This window comes from Psychrobacillus sp. FJAT-21963 (genome assembly GCF_001420585.1).
Taxonomy (GTDB): Bacteria; Bacillota; Bacilli; order Bacillales_A; family Planococcaceae; genus Psychrobacillus.
The window spans coordinates 137917-156405 of the sequence record NZ_LJIY01000001.1; the positions used below are offsets into that span (position 1 = coordinate 137917).

Here is an 18489-nt window from a genome sequence, read left to right on the forward strand (position 1 = left end):
CTAGTGAATTTTTTATCACTAGCAGCTTTTTTTATCGTTTCTTTTTCTCTTTTACAAGTTTTTCAACATTACTTGTCGAAGTCACGTTCGGTATTTTTTCTTTTCTTTTCAATTTATAGAATGGAGCTATAATTTGTCTAAAACCAAACCTTCTAATTGTAATATCTATAAAAAACAAAATAATCGCAGCAAGTACAAGCATTTGTTGGATCGATTGTTTTTCAGAGCTTTTTATCTCTAAAGGTCGAAATACTTCAGATGCTTCTGTAAGCAGCCTGCCCCCTGTTTGACTTGCAATCTGCTCCAGCAAATTTGAATTTGCCTTCTGCACTTTATATTCTGCACTATATGGTATCGATATGCCTGCTTGGTATAAGGCATCTTGTTCATTTGAAACACGGAAAAATACAAGACCAGGATCACTTTCAACTGTCACTCTTGATTTTCCAGGTGCTATCGGTTCTGACGTAACAGGTAATTCTTCTCCTTTTTCATTGACTGCAGTTACTTCAATAAACGAAGACTTCCCAGTAGGATCCGCTACAGAATAACTACCATCACTTGATTTTTGAATCGTGAAAGGTACCTCACTATATGCAGGTAAAAGTCGAGAAACTGCTGTGTTCCAAAAATCACCCCAATTATTCCAATTTGCGAAATCACCACTCCACTCTCCTGTGGAATCAGATGTAAAAGCAATTGTTCTTCCTAACCCATACATCCATTCTGCTAGAACAGGATCTTCTTTTTCACTTTCTGCAATAATAGATGCTGTTTGTTTAGGAGTAGTCGCGATATACGCGTTCATTTGTGGTACACCATCGGCAAATAAACTCGTCCATGCTGCATCTCCATAAATGGTGGGATAAAACGGATTATCTTCAATATACGTGCGGGAGATCATGGCCGTTTCGGTAGACATTATGGCTGGAATAGTAGATTCATCTGCCACATCATAAAAAGATCCACCACCGATTTCAGCAATATTTTCCAATAATGCTCTGTCTGCATCCTGCCCAACTGCAACAGTAGACACTGTTATTAAATCCTGCGATCCTTCCTCAATTAATGCCTCGTAATCGTTTGAAGTAGCTGACTGTCCATCTGTTAATAAAATGATATGCTTTCTTTGCAGTTTTAAAGGAGATAGGCGTTCATAAGCTAAAGCTAAACTCGAATATATTTCTGTGCCCCCGCCTACCCCTACAGATAAAATATTGTCTAAGGCTTCTTCTTTATTCTCTAAAGATGCTGTCTCTATAATTTCCCAAGGACGATCATCGAATGCTATGAATCCAAGCGTATCTCCTTCACGTAACATTTCTACTGAACGGGCTGCTGCTTCTTTCGCATATTCGAATTTTGAGCCACTCATACTTCCAGAACGATCCATAACAATTACTAATCCAAGAGAAGGCAATTGATGCTTACCTTTAATCTCCATCTCCACTGGAAGTAACTTTTCAATAGGAGTTTTAAAGTATCCACCTAAGCCAAAGCTATTTTTGCCGCCAACCATCATAAACCCTACACCGAAGTTCTTCACTGCCTGTTCGATGACGGTCATTTTTTGCTCTCCCACAACATGCCCAGGAACATTATCAAAAATAATTGCATCATACGCCAAATAATTGGATAGATCGAACGGAAGCTCGGTAGAATCAATCACGTCCGTCTTGATAGCAGCTTGATCGATAACTGATGCAATATTAGAGTTATTTCTTTCATGTGTCACGATTAGTAGTTGTGGTGAACTTTCAACATTCGTGACACTTGTCAGTTTATTATTTTCAATTAAACCATCTCCCGCAATGACTACTTGAACCTCATACTTTAAAAGGCCCTCCCCAGCAGATGAATTTCGAAAAGTATACGTATTTGTACCTTGTTCAAGCGTTAAATGCTGACGTGATATTAACTCATCATTTTGATAAAGAAGTATTTCTCCTTTTGTATTAGTAGTGGATTCTAATTCGACGTTTAACTGTTGTTGCTCTCCTTCAAACGCAACGGGTGGCGTCTCAAAAGAGGTTATTGCAACATCTTCTGTAGCTATCCTATTCAGTTGAACTACGTCAATCGTTACATTTCCTCCAGTAATTTTAACTAACTCATCTGTAACAGAACCAGTAGTTTCGATACCGTCTGTGAAAAGAACAATACGTGTAGCTTTGTTGGGCTCCACAATACCCGTAGATAGTTGTAATGCTCTTGCTATATCTGTATCACCTGGATCTTTCATTGGCGCAAAAACAGGTAAATTTACTTCTCCACTCGTCAATGCGACTTCTGATTGAAAGTCTTCTGCAAATGTATAAACGCCTACAAGATGAGAATCCTTTCGGGTAGACATGCTTTTTTCAATCCATTCTGTCACTTGTTGATCAGTTCCTTGAACAGAAGCCGAACGATCGACTAAAAACAAAACTTGTTCTTCTTTAATAGGTAATAATAGATATGGATTTGTTAACCCTAGGATTAAACAAAAAATAGCAAGTAGACGTATAAAAAATACTACTTTTGCTTCTTTTCGAAAACTATTTTTATCTCTTCTCCATGTCCAAATCAAGTAAAGAAAAATTGGAATAAATAATAGTAGCCATAGTGGTTGATCAACTCGTAAATCCACGTCGTCTTTGCACCTCCCACTCTAGGACAAATAGTAACAATAAAACAATTAATAGGTAAGGAACAAATGAATGTTGACTAAAGTTTTCCTTCGATTCTATTTGTTGTCCACTTAATGTATAAGTCGCTCCTTTTTGAATTTCTTTTTCTTTTTGAGATAGAGCAACTGAAATATTTTTTTCTTTTTCATCTGAACGGAGTACATATAAACCTGGTTTCTTAGGTGCTATAAATGCACCCCCGTTTTCAATGGAATATTCATACTCATCAGCCATCGTATAAAGCTCCCACTCATTGCTTGCACTTCCAAGCGACAAGGCTTTGCGTTCATTCGGTGAAAAAGTCCCTAAATAAGTATTACCGGCAGATAGCTGCTCTTTCACACTCCACATAAACAGAGGAAACGATGGACTCAGAGGCCAATCAGTCATTTGAATATCAGAAAGAACAACAATATCTCCTCTTGGAGAAACTTGAATGAATGGTTCTTCTCCCACTGTTGCAATTGTCGTATATCCTTCTATAGGTGGATATACACTATTCACATATATATCTGTTAGATTAGCAAAAGAAAAAAGAGGATGTTCCAATGTTTCTACAACACCATTAACTTCTATTGGTGTAACATCATTTCTACCAATAAAAAAAGATGGAAGCTCTAACTGTTCCATTAATCCGAATTGATTTGTTACGACAATACCTTCTTCTTTTAACAAACCTACTTGTTCAGGAGGTATGCTGCTTACTTCTATATCTAACGATTGAAAAGCAGTTCTAACGAGGGAATGCAAAGAACTATCAATAAATACTTTTGATAATTGGTCTTGCATAAAGACAGTCATGGAATCATCAAGAGAATAATGATCCTTTATATTTAGGTTTGCTTTTAATAAGGACGATTCTTTAAGGTCATTAAATGATAAAGTAACTGTTTCATTTGGAGGTATGGTAATCTTTTCTTTTACCATTTCTGTCTGTTCATTTGACAGTGTCAATTCAGTTACTTCTTCTTTATTTGACTGGTTTTCAACCTGAATTAAAGCGGAGATTCCAGTATTCGTTTTGGTAGCGCCAAATCTCTTCAAAGATACATTTCTTACATCCTTTGTTTGTCCAACTACATTCCAACTTACTTGCTCATATTGTAAAGGCAACGATTGCTTGTCAAGTTGATCGGTAAATATGTAAACAGAGGTCGCTTTGTTATGAAAAAATGATTGAGCAAAGTCTAATGATTTCGACATACTTTCTTCTTCATAGCTTACTTCTATATCGTTTATAATATTTTTAATTTCATTCAAGTTCGTTTCTTGGCGAGCGATAACTACCGGTTGATTGCCTGTAGTTATTATTGTTAACGGTTTATCTGAAAGCTGTTCCACAAGTGTTAACATATCCTTTTTATGTTGCTCAAAAAGAGATGTACCATTTGTATTCACTTCCATCGTTGCAGATGTGTCTACAATAAACAAAGCTTGTTCTCCAGCCAATGATTTTGTTTTCCAAAATGGTTGTAGTAAGGCAATAACCAATAAAATCATTGCGAGCATCTGTAAATAAAATAAAGCATTTCGTTGTAAATGCTTCAAATAAGGAGATGCCTTTGTTTCCTTCATAGCTTCATTCCAAAAGAGAGTGGACGAAACATTCTGTTTCGCATATTTTTTACGAAAGAAATAATAAAGTAAAACCGCTAACGGAAAAATAGCTGTCCATAAAAACCCTAACTGATTAAAACCCAAATAATTTCACCTCACTGTACCCAGTTTGCACGTAATAGTTGATGAAACATAGTTTGTGAAATACCATCTTCTGCATTAACCTGAAGCAGTTTTACCCCGAATTTTCTACATAACAATTCTAAAGCTTGCTGATGTAATTTTCTTTCTCGCTCATATGCTTCCAATACGCTGGTAGACATAGATATATTTAATTGATGAGTAGTTTCCACATCTTCTAATTGCACATCACCTGTATAAGTTGGCTTTAACTCGTCTTTCGTTACTACTTGTAAAATACGTATGTCACCTGCGAACTTCGGTAATTTTTGAAGTAATTTTTCCCAAGATTCTATGGTTTCTAAGCAATCTGAAATAATAAAAAGAACAGTACTATCCTTTGGTAGAAATGAAATGACATTGTCAGTGAACGACTTTGTCATCATGGGTTCTTTTAAATCAGAGATTATTTGAGTATATGCCTTTCGATATGTTGCCCCTTTTCGTCTAAATGGTGGTTTCTTATCATCTGTTACTGCAGTGAAAGATAAACGATCATCACGCTGCAAAACGAGAATTCCAATGGATATAGCTAGTTGTTTAGCAAACGTCCATTTCATTTTATCCCCCATAGATTTGGTGGAATCAAGTATTATATGTACTCGCATTTCTTGTTCATCTAGAAATCGTTTAATAAAATACTTTTCTGTTCGAGCGTATACATTCCAATCTATTTGGCGTACATCATCTCCAGGGCTATACTCTCGAAAATCTGAAAAATCGAGAGAAGCTCCAAATCGTTGGGAGCGATGGGAACCTTTATGTTGACCACGCAGTTTGGATTTGGTTGCTAAAGAAAGTCTACTCAGTTTACCAGCCCAATCTTTTGGTACTAATGGCTCTGTACTCATATTGTTTGCCCTTGTTTAATAGTTTGTAAGATTAATTCCACCATTTCGTCAGAAGTTTTACCTTCTGCTTCTCCTTCATAATTCAATAACAAACGATGTCTTAGAACAGGTCTTGCCACTGACTTTATATCCGCGATCGACACATGATATCGGCCGGCTACTAACGCACGTGCTTTTGCAAGCTTTATAAGGCTTTGTAAACCACGTGGTCCACTTCCGTATTGTACGTATTGTGCAATTTCAGGGACAATTGCCGCTTCTGGATGCGTAGCTGCAATAATATCAACGGCATATTCCAGCATATCATCTGCGATTAAAACTTCTTTCACCATTTGTTGTGCATATACAATATCTTTTGCATTCATTATTTTATTTAGTTCAATGGAATTACCACCTGTTGTCCGTTTTGTAATTTCCATTAGTTCTTCTTTTGTTGGATACGAAACAAGAATTTTACAAAGAAAACGATCCATTTGTGCCTCTGGTAAAGGATATGTCCCTTCCATTTCGATGGGATTTTGTGTAGCTAATACAAAGAAAGGTCGATCCATCTGTTTCGTATCTCCGAGTATTGTCACGGTTTTTTCTCCCATTGCTTCTAAAAGTGCACTTTGCGTTTTTGGTGTAGCACGGTTAATTTCATCTGCCAACACCATTTGACTAAATATTGGGCCTTTTTGAAAGGTGAATTGCTGCTTTCCATTTTCTAAACGTTCAATCATACTTGTTCCCGTAATATCTGAGGGCATTAAATCTGGTGTAAATTGAATTCGAGAGAAAGACAAATCGAGTACTTCAGAAATTGTTCTAATGAGCATTGTTTTACCGAGACCAGGTAGCCCCTCTAAAAGAGCATGACCATCAGCCAAAACACAATAAATTGCAAACTCAACTGCTTCCCTTTGTCCCACAATAAATTGACCTATTTCTGTCTTTACTTCTTCTAAACGTTTACTCATATTCACATAATCTTCTGTAGTAAAAGTCATAAGTATCCTCCATTAATCACTATTTTCAACTGTAGAGAAATAATCTTGAACAATTCGTTGTAAATCAGATGGTAGTTGCATTCTTTCCGAGCTTTTTAAGTAAGAGTCAGCGTATTCATTAACCACTTCTTCATATGGTTTAACGGATCCCCGAGTTACAGGTACCTCACCAGATTGTTCACTAGCTGCTTCACCCTCACCAAGTTTTCCACTATCGACACTAGTTTCGCCATTTCCACCAATTCTTGATGGGATAGAAAGGAGGTCTCTTCCTCCGGAACCTTTACCTGCACCAGACCCTTGACCTTGACCCTGTCCTTGCCCTTGACCTTGGCCCTGTCCTTGGCCCTGTCCTTTGCCCTGTCCTTGACCTTGACCTTGGCCCTGTCCCTGTCCTTGTCCTTGGCCTTGTCCTTGTCCTTGGCCCTGTCCTTGTCCTTGGCCATGGCCTTGACCCTTTTGTTCTGTTCCTTTATTTTCACTTGCACCTTTTTGTTCCTCGTTGCCATTCCCTGATTTTCCGGAAGTATTCGTGCTATTGTTATTTGAACTCGAGTTTCCTTGAGCTATTTCATTTGTGCTAAAGGGGAATGTCTTACCCATTTTACTTAAAGCTGTTTGGGAGGATGCCGCACTTTTTGCTAGAGTATCATTTACATCTTCCAAAGAGGCAAGCTCTTTTTGTTCTTCCGCTGATAGAGATGTTTCGGTTGTTTCCCCATTTTCCGAGAGCTCTTTCTTTTTCTCTAGCTTTTGTTCTTTCAAGGCCAATTCTTTTTGTTTTTTTACTACTTCGCGCAATGCTTCTTCCGCTGTATCTACTTCTTTCAATTTTTCCTTTAATTCCTTCAAATCTTTTTTCACAGACTTTACCATTTCTTTTTTCTCTAATTTATTTACTTCTTTCTTCATTTCATTTACAACTTGATTTTCCTTTTCTATATCCTTCGCTTCTAGCTGTGTTGCAGAAGGAAATGCAAATAGGACTAATGCAAATGCAAGTGCTAGAACGAATCCTGTTATCCATTTAGGTTGAATATAAGATTTTTTTCGTTTCTTAAATGCCTCTAAAGCTTCTTTACTATCACTTTCTGCTTTATTGACAAGCCCTGTAATAAGTTCGGTTTTCTGTTGAAGAAAGGATAAAGCAGTAATCAAAATATTGTCTGGGAAGAAAGAATCTAGCCTTTCTAATGCCTCCTGTTTTGTAGGTCTTTTCCAAAAAGCGTATAAAAAAACTATTAGGAAAGTAAGAAAACCAATAATTATAGAAGAGCGTAAATAATACGGAAAGACAAATAAGCGAGAAACAAATAGAACAGACGAGGCACATGTAAATCCATAAAATAAGGCTGCTTGGAAATATCTCGTATAATGCTCTAATGAAAGGCTTCGTCTAGCTTTTTGAACTAGACGAATAAGCTTTTGTTGGCTCATCAAAGGGTCCTCCCTATTTTGATCGTTTCATATTTACACGTAATTTCTTCACTGCGATAAAAAGAGATAATATCGTGATTACCACATAAAAAATGGTATAACCTGCCCATATTGGGAACTCGATCTTTGTTGTTTCCGTAATAAAGCTATCCGATCCAGGTGAAATAAGTGTAAGCATTAACACTACAGGGTTAATACTTGCAAAAAAGTGACCGATAGGCGATGAAGTCAACGAACCGGTTGCCATACTATTCATTCCTGTAATGACAAGATAAATAAAACCAGTAACAGCCGTTAAAAAAATCATCGTTCCATACGTCGCAATCATCGCTACAATTGTTTTTCGAATAATTGTAGAGAACATGATTCCTATTCCACCTATTGTAATCATTGTAAGAAAATAAAATAAGAAAATAATTCCTAATTGACCTGGAGAAACTCCTCCAAAGAGAAATACTAAGCTATAAATTGGTAACCCTGCTAATACCATTAAGAGAAGAAATGCAATGGACGATGTTAGCTTCCCAAGTATAATTTGTAAGGATGTCTGTGAAGTTGTTAATAATATATTCAGCGTTTGTTTCTCTCGCTCTGTACTAATAGCACCTGCTGTCAGTCCTGGTGTTATAAATAGAATTAGCCCTAACTGGATATAAGTTAGCATTGAAAAAAGGAAGAAGCTTTCCTCCGGACGAAAGTATCCTGTTCCTGTAAAAGAAGTGGTAAGCATTATAAAACCAAATACAAAAATACACATCGCAATTAAATAAAAAAGTATTCCCATAAAGCTTTTAAGAGAACGAAAGCGTAATTTAATCTCTTTTACTAACACTGGATTATATAAAGCCTGTTTCACTTATTTCACCCCTTTCGTGATTTCCATAAAGACATCCTCAAGATCTGTTTCGGTTTCTGAGAACGAAATAATACGTAAGTTATTATCCAACGCTTTTTTCAACAAAGTAATTTGATCGTCCTCTGTACCTCTATAATGGAACGTTAAACTATTTTTCTCCAAATGCTGTTCTACTTTGAAAGCGAAAGGATCCTCTTCAAAAAAGGAAGCTGCATTGTCAAGTAAACCTTTTACTTTTACAGTAATCTGCCTTTCTCCAGCAAGTTGTGCCTGTATTTCAGCTACCGATCCGTGAGCAATCAGTTTTCCACCATCAATGACCCCAATTTCATCACACATTTCCGCTAGCTCTGGCAAAATATGCGAGGATATCAATATTGTCTTTCCCATCCCTTTTAGCTGTCTTAGTATATCTCGCATTTCTACGCGTGCACGTGGGTCTAACCCGGATGCCGGCTCATCCAAGATCAAAACTTTAGGGTCATGAATGAGTGCTCTTGCTAAACATAAACGTTGTTTCATCCCACGTGATAACAAATCCACATATTCATAGCGCTTATGTGATAAGTTAACTAGTTCAAGTAATTGTGGAATTAATGTTTTTCTATCATCATCTGATAATCCGTAGCTAGCACCATAAAAATCTAAATATTCATTTGCTTTTAACTGATCATAAACTCCAAAAAAGTCAGGCATATATCCGATCTGCTTTCTTACTTCATGTGCTTCCGTCTTAACACTTTTCCCATTAACAAATGCATCCCCAGCAGTCGGTTGTAACAGCGTTGCCAAAATAGAAAAAGTAGTAGATTTACCTGCACCATTCGCACCTACAAACCCAAATACTGTACCTTCATCCAATGTAAGATTTAAGTCATTTAATGCATAAAAAGAGCCATATTTTTTCGTTAATCCTTTAATCTCAATCATTGCTTAACCTCCCCTTTTAAACGAACTTCTGGAAGTCTTGAATAGGTATCCCCTTGAATCGCTTTTTTGGTAAGTTTATAATGCACTTCGCCATTTTTATTAATATAACTTTGTATATTATCAGTTACTGTGTATCTACTTTCATCTATAGCTTCATAAGCTTGAGTGTCATTATTCCATATTTCTATATTTTGCGAATTTCGATCAGTATTAGCTATTTGGAGTTGTGTCCACAATACTTTATCTGTTGGGATAGTATCTGGTGCTTTCCAATAAACATTATATTCTCCATCTTGTAAGTGCCACTCTAAATTACTATTTTCAACCGGTTCCATATACTTACCATATTGCTCTGTGTTGACGTTCACGGTGAAAGTATTAGCTGGTAATACAAATTCTCCTGCGAAGATTGTTTCTGCTTTAAATGGTTGAATGATAAGATGTAGTGCGGACATTTCCACCTTTTTATCTTTTAATTCAATTGGTATTAAATTATCTTCTGAAAAAGCTGTTATTGCTGGACTGGTGCCTAGTTGGCTAAACATTTGGCTGGTAGAAAATAACGATTGCTTTCTTTGCTCTAATAAATTGTCATTATTCCTAGAAGGCAAACCAAAATTCCTATTAAAATATGGATTAGAAGTCGGAGTTAACATGACAGTACCTAATTCTTTGTTTACGTCCATTCTTTCTCCTGGTTGAAGATCTCCCAATGAAATTAATTTACTTCCAGACCAAACCGACACTTCTTTAAGTGCAAAAGGAAAATTATTTTGTACAGTCCCTATTAATTTACTTGACTCTACTCGTAAATCTACTCCAAAATTACCTACTTCTTGTAATTGTGTATTTCCGAGAAAAGTAGAAACTGACCAATATCCTACATCGCGAAATGTCAGCTCACTATTTGTCGCATGTTTTTCTAAAATGACTTCTTCATGTACGTTAGGAGACTGCCCAGTAAACGCATTCATACTTCTTTGAGCAATCATAGTTGTTGTGGAAGGGGCAGAGAATGCAAATTCTCCACTCTTATTACTTAATAAAGATTCGGAATAATATCCATTCAAACTATTATCTTCATTAACATATAAAAAAGAAGATTGTTGAACTTGTGGACGAGCTATTCTATCTCTCGCACCATATCCAAATATGGCCGCTGAAGCAATAATAGCAGTAAGAGGAATTATTCCCCATGCATACTCTCTTTTATCTTTTCTTTTCAATAAAATATATAAAAGCGGTCCGACTAAAATCATGTAAAAGACAACAATCCCAATCATTAACGGAGTTGAAACTTTAAAGGAGCTAAACAAGGAATTCGTACTACCTAATTCATAAACAAGTTGATCCTTACTGTTATATCCATACATATTCGAATTCTTCTTGACTTTTACTGACTGCATAACAGTAGTCAGTAAGTCGCTATATGCTGGATCCTTTGCTAACGGTTCATCGCCAAGGGAAAATGTCGTTTGAATGATGGATCCACTACCTAAAGTTTTTTTGGCTGCAATGGTAGTTCCATCCAAATTTAATAACTCAATAGCTCCCTCATTTAAAGAGGCCTCATAAACTTTTAAATCATTTGATAGTTTATTGTTTGCTGTTAACGCACTTACTTTGTCTGCTGACAAAGAAACTGTACTTGCTTGGAGATTCAAAGGCAAATTGCTTCCTAGCTTCCCAAGTTCAGCAGCTGTATTGTCTGATGCACCTACAATTACATTTCCACCAACATTCACATAGTCTACTATTGCTTGTTGTTGCTTTTCCTCTAGATCCGCAAGAACAAATTCATCAATGACAATATAGTCTGCCATTTCCCAAGCTGCTGCTTCTGTTGGGAATGTAAAGTTACTTAATTGGGCAACATGTACTACTTCTCCACTTAATTGTCCCTGTTGCTTTATTTGACTAAGTACTTTTAGACGATCTGCACTATTTGTTATTGTAAGATAAAAATTACTTGCTGGATCTGTGAAGCTCGCTCTTAAATTTTTGGTTCCTTTAAAATCAATCGACTTACCTTTTTCCCATCCACCTTCAAAGAAATGTATCAATTGTGCATTAGACCCTTGATACATATAGTCCTCTGTTAATCCCGATGCTGCTATTTGAATGGTCTTTGTCTCACCAGCTCCAATTTCAAATGGAACTGCCTGCGCATTTCCTAGATTATATGATTCAACAATATCTAGAACTATATCCCCTGAAAATGCATCCCCTTTGTTCTCGACGGTAATGGTAATAGGCAATCCTTCCCCATACTTTGCTTTACCATTAAAGCCTGCTGTTGCTTTAACTTGTAAGTTAGGAGCCGCCAAGGCATCAATCGTCGGAAATAATGTTAAGTATATAAAAAGTGCTGATATAACCAACGTAAACTTTCGGATAAGCATACTTTGTCCCCCTTTTTCTTTATATGTATTAGTACGTTAATTACAGACAGAGGTTCCTTCAAAAAAATGAAAAGGAACTTCTTCTCAATTATTGAAACTCTCCGCATGTTTGTATACAATCTCCACAAAAGCTTCTACTTGTGGAAGTTCAAAAGAGGCATCATAGCCGATCAGCCATGTATCTCGAGTCAATTCAAATTGTTCTTCTTGGTTTGTTAAAGGGATTTTATGTACATCTTCTTGTCCATTTAGCGTAATGGATGGAAGAATAGCATAACCTATCCCATTTACAGCCATTTGCTTGCAAGTTTCAATTTGATCTACAATAATTTGTCTTTTCGGATTGGTAGAAAAGTGTTTTTGCCACCATAATTGTATTTCTTGATAATAATTTGAATCACTTTTAAATTGAATAAATGGTTTCTCTGTCGTTAAAACATCGTCTACGGATGTCATCTCTTTATCCACTAAATAAAGTGTATCTCGGAACAAATGTGTCTTCTTCCCTTTCCAATCAGATTGACCACGAACTATACCAATATGTGCTTCACCGTCATAAATTGACTTAACAATCTCCGAACTCCATCCTGTGAGTAGGGAAATTTTGGCTTCTGGGTATGTTTGAACAAAATCTTTTAATACTTTCGGTAGCCAATTCTGTCCTACTATAGAGGCGCATGCTATTTTTAATGTTCCATGCACTTTAGAGGATAAGGACTGAATACTTTCCATTACTTCTTCTCTTTGTTGAATCGTGTTATTGGCAAACTCTATTACTAATTCTCCTTCTGGTGTAGGAGTCAGACCTTTTTGAGAGCGTAAAAACAGTTTTGCATTCCAATCTTTTTCTATCGTTTGTAAACGTAAAGAAAGTGCCGGCTGTGACAAAAAAAGGCGCTCAGCAGCTTTACGCATATTTAATTCTTCCGCCAATACTTTAATAATTTGAAAATCAGAAGTCATAATTTATACCCCTTTCTTTTTTGGTATTCCAAATACCAGGATGAAACAAATAATCGCAATAATAAATGATGCTATAAACACAGCATGTAACGCATTATCTAGACCTGCTTGCAAAAAGGACAATTCCTCTACTGAAAAAACGTTTCTTTCTTCTGCATCTAGCAATTGATCTATAATACTCAAATCTTCAGTAGACCCGTTATGTTTTAAGTATTTACCTAATGTTACATTAACAATTGTACCTAAGAGCGCAGCACCTACCGTGTTGCCAAAGTTACGCATAAATAGATTGCTTGCTGTTGCCACACCTCTCAATTCTTGTCCAACAGCACCCTGAATAGTAACGATAAAAGAAGTGCTAGTTAGTCCCATACCTATACCTACTAAGAAACTACAACAAGCAATAACAATAGGGTTAAGAGTTGGATTAATAAAAATAAACGAAAAGGTACCAATCATTAAAAATAATGTACCTACAAATGACAGTTTAGAAGCTCCGTGTTTCGTTAATAATCGACCAGCTATGGTTGATGCTATTGGCCATCCAATTGAAACTGCTGTTAGTGTAAATCCAGCAACAATAGCCTTTTGTTCCATTACCCCAGTAACATACATCGGTATATAACTAGATAAACCAATTAATATAACCCCTGTGAAAAAAGAAATTAGATTGGCAAATAATATCGTTTTATTTCTCCATATAGAAAATGGCATAAAAGGATCACTTGCTCTTTTTTCCACTTTTATAAAGAAGTAAAGTCCGACAATAACTACTAGTATCAAGCTTAAACTAGTAAGTGATTTCCATGGGAACGATTGACCACCCTCCACTAGCCAAAATAATAAGGACGAAAGGAGAGCAGTTAATAAGATAGCTCCTTTATAATCCACAGTCGTATCTTTTCTTGGACTTGTTTCATGTAAAAACAATCCAATGCCTATCATGGCAATTAGACCTAAAGGTATATTCACCCAGAACACAAATTGCCAGCCAATTGTTTCAACCAATATACCCCCTATAGCAGGTCCGGACACAGCAGATATACCCCAAACGCTTGACAAGTAGCCTTGAATCTTCGCCCGTTCCTCTCCTTGATACACATCTCCAATAATAATAGTTGCAATTGGTTGGACAGCACCAGCACCTAAACCCTGAATTAGTCGGTAAATAATAAGCTGCTCCATAGTAGTTGCGAATCCACATAACAATGATCCACTTAAAAATAAACTAACTCCAATAAAAAAGACTACTTTTCGTCCAAAAATATCAGCAAGCTTGCCATATATTAAAACAGTAATTGTACTCATTAATAAATAGGCCGAAAACACCCAACTATACCTAGAAAACCCACCTAAATCAGAAGTAATGCTCGGCATTGCAGTTGCTACAATAGTTGCTTCCACGGCTCCCATAAACATTGCTAACATTACGGATATCAGAACAAAAGGCCGTTTGGTCACTTTAGATTTCATCATAAACCCCTCACTTCAAAAAAAAGAAGACCTTCATAAAAGGCCTTCACTAATCGTAAAACAATTATACTTCAGATTCTTGCGTTTGGTATAAATACTTTTTCATTTGCTTCAATATCACTCTTCTAGTTAAGATTCCCAAAAACGTACGCTCATCATCGACCACACAAACATATGGATTATTTACAAGTAAGTCTAACCCTTTTTGAAATTTTTCTTTAATATGAATGACTGGTAAATCTGTCTTCATTATATCGTCCACTTTTAAGGAAGGTAGTCTTTCGTATTCAATATGTTCTAACCCTAAAATTTCATCTGTAATTTGCTGTGTGCTTATTAATCCTTGTAGTCTGTATTTCACATCCAATACGGGGATTGAAGAATATCCTGTTTTTGTTAAGACTAACAGCGCATGCTCTGCATTATTTCCTAATTGAACATGTGCTACTTTTTCTGCTGAAATAATATATCCCTCAATTGGAATTTGTAAAAAGTCTTTACTGCTCACCGTAATCATCGCCTTCTACTCCTTTGTTTGTTTTCATCATTTGAAAACATAACCTATAAAACTATGATAGCATATGCGAGGAATAAAAAACTATGAAATCGCTTTCAATCAAGTATAATTTTTTCTTTTCCATTGTTACTCAAAAATCATGAGTTAGTCAGCTTAATAGAATATTTATTAGCAAATTAGAGCAGAGAAAACCGATGTGCTCCTGCCTCCGATACACATGAGCCTTCATAGGATGAGTCGCTCTCCTGCGGTCTGAAAAGGTGCACATCCTTAATACAACTTACATAAAAGAATCGTTTTCTTTCATATTTTTATATATAAAAAAAGTAAAACACGGATGCTCGCTTGCCGCACGCTACGCATGAGACTCCGCAGGATGAGTCGCTCCTTTGTAGCTCCCACATCCTTTACGGGGTCTTATTCTTCGCTCTCCTGCGGCTTTTAAGGCGCACATCCTGGAAACACCCACTGTAATACAGTATAGTTTCCATAATATATTGTATTTAGTATTACAGGAGACAACAAATAGTTATTACGACTTGGTATACATGGCGTATAATGACGTGCGACTAGCGTGAATGCCTATAGTTTAGTGTGATAATTTGGAATCAAAATGGATGCTGATTTAACCATTGTCCGCCATCTAAAGTTACGATTTCTCCGTTCATATAAGAAGCCTTCTCTGACATAATGAACGCAGCAAGCTCAGCTATTTCTTCAGGCTGGCCTAGTCTTCGTAAAGGAACAGACTGAAGTGTTCTTTTCGCTGCCTCTTCAGATTCCCAAAGCTTACCCGCTCCCCCTGTACGTTCTATTGGACCTGGTGCAATTCCATTCACTCGAATCCCATACTTCGTGCCCCATTCAACAGCCAACGTACGAGTTAGAGACATTACACCGGCTTTTGCAGCAGCTGAATGAGCTACTCCAGCACCGGCACCCCAAGCATATGTCGCAAGCATATTTAATATTGAACCTTTTCTACCTTTTTCAATCCAATAGTTTCCTACTGCACTCGAACAATAGAAAGTTCCATTCAATACAATATCAATTACAGCTTTCCATCCATTTGGAGAAAGCTTCTCTGTTTCTACAATAAAATTTCCTGCAGCATTATTTACTAATCCATCAATTTGTCCATACGTATTATCTGAAAAAGTTACCATTGCACCAACATGTTCCGGGTTACGGACATCCATCTGAAATATAGAAATCGTACTTCCGATAGATTCAATTTCTTCTTTTGCTTTTTCCAGTTTTTCTAAATCACGTCCAGTAATAACGACATTTGCTCCTTCTGAAACAAACTTCATTGCCATATACTTTCCCATACCATTTGATCCACCTGTAACAATTATCGTTTTACCATTCAACATAAAAACACCCCTTCTTTGGAATTGAATGAACATTCACTCATATTTTATCATAATAATATAGAAAAAGCGTAAATCTCTAAAAAGAAATTTACGCTTTTTCTATTTTCATATATGACTCATTAATAGCTTCAATCGGTACTGGTCGACTAAAAAAATATCCTTGTGCTTTTTGGCATTTTGCAGCTTTTAATATTTCTACTTGTTTGTCCTTTTCCACACCTTCTGCCACAACTTCCATGCCTAGGCTATGCGCTAACTGGATAATAGTATTGGCAATAGCTGCATTTTTATCATCAGTTTCCATGTCCTTAATAAAAGATTGATCTATCTTAATAATATCAATTGGGTATTTTTTAAGGTAACTCAAGGATGAATAACCTGTACCAAAATCATCAATTGAAATGACAATACCAATCTCCTTCAATTCTTTTAACATTATTAACGTATCTTGTAAATGAGTCATGGCACTTTCAGTAATTTCTACTTCTAATGATGAAGGAGTAATTTGATATTTATTTATTTTTTCCCTAATTTTTATCGCAAAATTTTCTTGCTTGAACTGCTTTGGTGAAATATTTACCGCAATTCGAACTGGACGATATCCTTTTTCCTGCCAATATTTCAACTGTTTACAGGCTTCTTCTAATACCCAATCGCCTATTTGCATAATCATACCGGATTCCTCAGCAAGAGGAATAAATTGCATAGGTGACACGTATCCAAATTTTCTATTATTCCACCGTAGTAACGCTTCGAAAGAATTTATTTCCCCAGTGACTAAATTCACTTGAGGCTGAAAATGAATCGTAAGTTCATCTTTTTCAATAGCTCTTCTTAAATGTGATTCCATAAGAGCCTCATTTGGAAAAGATAAGTTCATTTGATCTTGGAAAAAACGATAATGTGCTCTTCCTCTATCTTTTGCAACGTATAATGCTTGGTCTGCTTTGATAAGTAATTCGTCTAAATTTTTTCCATCAAACGGATACATAGATATACCAATTGATGCAGTAACAAAATACTCTTGATGATCTAAGTATATAGGTTTTGATAACTCAGCTAAAATAGTTTCTGCAAAAACACTTGTTTGGTCCCTAGTTTTCCCTTTTAAGATATAAACAAACTCATCGCCACTTTGTCTATATAAATTATTTTTTTTATCAATATACAAACCAAGCCGATCAGCAATTTTCTTTAACAATTCATCCCCTGAATTATATCCCAGTGATTCATTTATCAACTTAAATCTATCTAAGTCTATACGAATAATTGAAATTTGACTTTCATTTTTTTCAGCTTGTTCTAAATTCTCTCGTAAATGCTCTTTTAATGCCCGACGGTTCCATAAGCCTGTTAAATGATCATGGTATGCTAAATAAAATAATTGGTCCTTTTCATCTACTGCAGCTGTCATATCTCGTATGAAAAGATGAAAACCGTGTATTTCTCCTAGTATTTCGTTAGGAATAGCCTTTAAATATACAGTTATGTAATGACCTTTTTCATGCAGTATTAAACAGTTATGCATTTCAGTAGGGTAACCACTTAACGTTTGTTTCATCATTAATTGAAAATTCCTTAAAGAATTTTCTTCGATAAAATGCTCCACTGGTTTATTTTTTACAAATTCTGTTTCATATCCTAGTTCTTTTAATGCAATAGAATTTGAATACGTTATTGTTCCATTTTCATTGACAAAGAAAACAGAATCCAAATTATTACTTACTAAAGATAAATATTTTTCCTTCGCTTCTATTAAAGCCTTTTTTTCAACTTCTTCATTCGATTTATTGTGCATAGTTAATCCAAATATTTTTTTCTTTTCATCGATTTGTTTTATGGAAATATCAAAAATGTATTCTACCTTTTCGAATACAATGGATTGTTGAAGGAACAGTTTTTCGTTTGTGTCCGAAACCAAATTAAAAAGACTTTGCATTTGTTTAGAAATAACCTCAGAAAGGAATTCATTTTTAGATTGTAATGTATGGGTAAAAAANTTATTTCATTTAATGTTTTAATAAATACTTCTGCTTTTGGTGTAGCAATTGTATGCCCACCGTACCGTACTTCCTCATAAATTTGAAAAAATTCATCATTAACTTTCCAACCCATTTTATTAAACCACTCTCTTACTGTCTCATCCCGTTTTCTACCTAAGTCAAATGAATTCGATTCAACTTCAAACTGTAAATATCTTTCTCGTAATAGAGACGTTTCAACTTTGTAAATGGTTTTTAATTGGCTCTTTTTCTTTTCTTGTTCATTATTCATTTCTTCATTCTCATA

Annotated in this window: 13 protein-coding genes; all 13 read right to left on the bottom strand. The window is 35.8% G+C overall.

Annotated features, from left to right (window positions below):
• Nucleotides 1-31 precede the first annotated feature (31 nt).
• Nucleotides 32-2629, bottom strand: a complete 2598-nt coding sequence (locus AN959_RS00705; protein WP_056827470.1) for a VWA domain-containing protein — start codon at nt 2627-2629, stop codon at nt 32-34.
• The gene (locus AN959_RS00710) at nt 2613-4370 is read right to left on the bottom strand and encodes a BatA and WFA domain-containing protein (protein ID WP_056827472.1); all 1758 of its coding nucleotides are present in this window, start codon (nt 4368-4370) and stop codon (nt 2613-2615) included. Before AN959_RS00710 ends, AN959_RS00705 begins: the two co-directional genes overlap by 17 nt.
• Before the next feature lie 11 nt (nt 4371-4381).
• Nucleotides 4382-5257, bottom strand: a complete 876-nt coding sequence (locus AN959_RS00715; RefSeq protein WP_056827473.1) for a DUF58 domain-containing protein — start codon at nt 5255-5257, stop codon at nt 4382-4384.
• Complete coding sequence (locus AN959_RS00720; protein WP_056827475.1) at nt 5254-6246, bottom strand: MoxR family ATPase; 993 nt, start codon at nt 6244-6246, stop codon at nt 5254-5256. The genes AN959_RS00715 and AN959_RS00720 overlap by 4 nt, the downstream gene beginning before the upstream one ends.
• Nucleotides 6247-6258: 12 nt before the next feature.
• Nucleotides 6259-7683 (bottom strand): hypothetical protein, encoded by a 1425-nt coding sequence (locus tag AN959_RS00725; RefSeq protein WP_056827476.1) that lies wholly within the window; start codon nt 7681-7683, stop codon nt 6259-6261.
• A 13-nt stretch (nt 7684-7696) separates the two neighbouring features.
• Entirely contained in the window at nt 7697-8539 is an 843-nt protein-coding gene (locus AN959_RS00730; protein WP_053590178.1) for an ABC transporter permease, read from the bottom strand.
• Nucleotides 8540-9469, bottom strand: a complete 930-nt coding sequence (locus tag AN959_RS00735) for an ABC transporter ATP-binding protein (protein WP_053590179.1) — start codon at nt 9467-9469, stop codon at nt 8540-8542.
• Nucleotides 9466-11871, bottom strand: a complete 2406-nt coding sequence (locus tag AN959_RS00740) for a hypothetical protein (RefSeq protein WP_056827478.1) — start codon at nt 11869-11871, stop codon at nt 9466-9468. The genes AN959_RS00735 and AN959_RS00740 overlap by 4 nt, the downstream gene beginning before the upstream one ends.
• An 84-nt stretch (nt 11872-11955) precedes the next feature.
• A complete protein-coding gene (locus AN959_RS00745; protein ID WP_056827480.1) occupies nt 11956-12834 on the bottom strand; it encodes a LysR family transcriptional regulator in 879 nt (292 codons plus the stop codon).
• Between the two features lie 3 nt (nt 12835-12837).
• Nucleotides 12838-14307: an MDR family MFS transporter gene (locus AN959_RS00750; RefSeq protein WP_253278848.1), complete on the bottom strand. Its 1470-nt coding sequence runs from the start codon at nt 14305-14307 to the stop codon at nt 12838-12840.
• Between the two features lie 64 nt (nt 14308-14371).
• Nucleotides 14372-14824, bottom strand: coding sequence for a cyclic-di-AMP-binding protein CbpB (gene cbpB / locus AN959_RS00755; RefSeq protein WP_053590183.1), 453 nt, complete (start codon nt 14822-14824; stop codon nt 14372-14374).
• A 608-nt stretch (nt 14825-15432) separates the two neighbouring features.
• Nucleotides 15433-16200, bottom strand: coding sequence for a 2,4-dienoyl-CoA reductase (fadH, locus tag AN959_RS00760; protein WP_056827484.1), 768 nt, complete (start codon nt 16198-16200; stop codon nt 15433-15435).
• Between the two features lie 88 nt (nt 16201-16288).
• A partial coding sequence (locus AN959_RS00765) for a GGDEF domain-containing phosphodiesterase (protein ID WP_216598622.1) occupies nt 16289-18199 on the bottom strand: 1911 nt, incomplete at its 5' end.
• Nucleotides 18200-18489 lie beyond the last annotated feature (290 nt).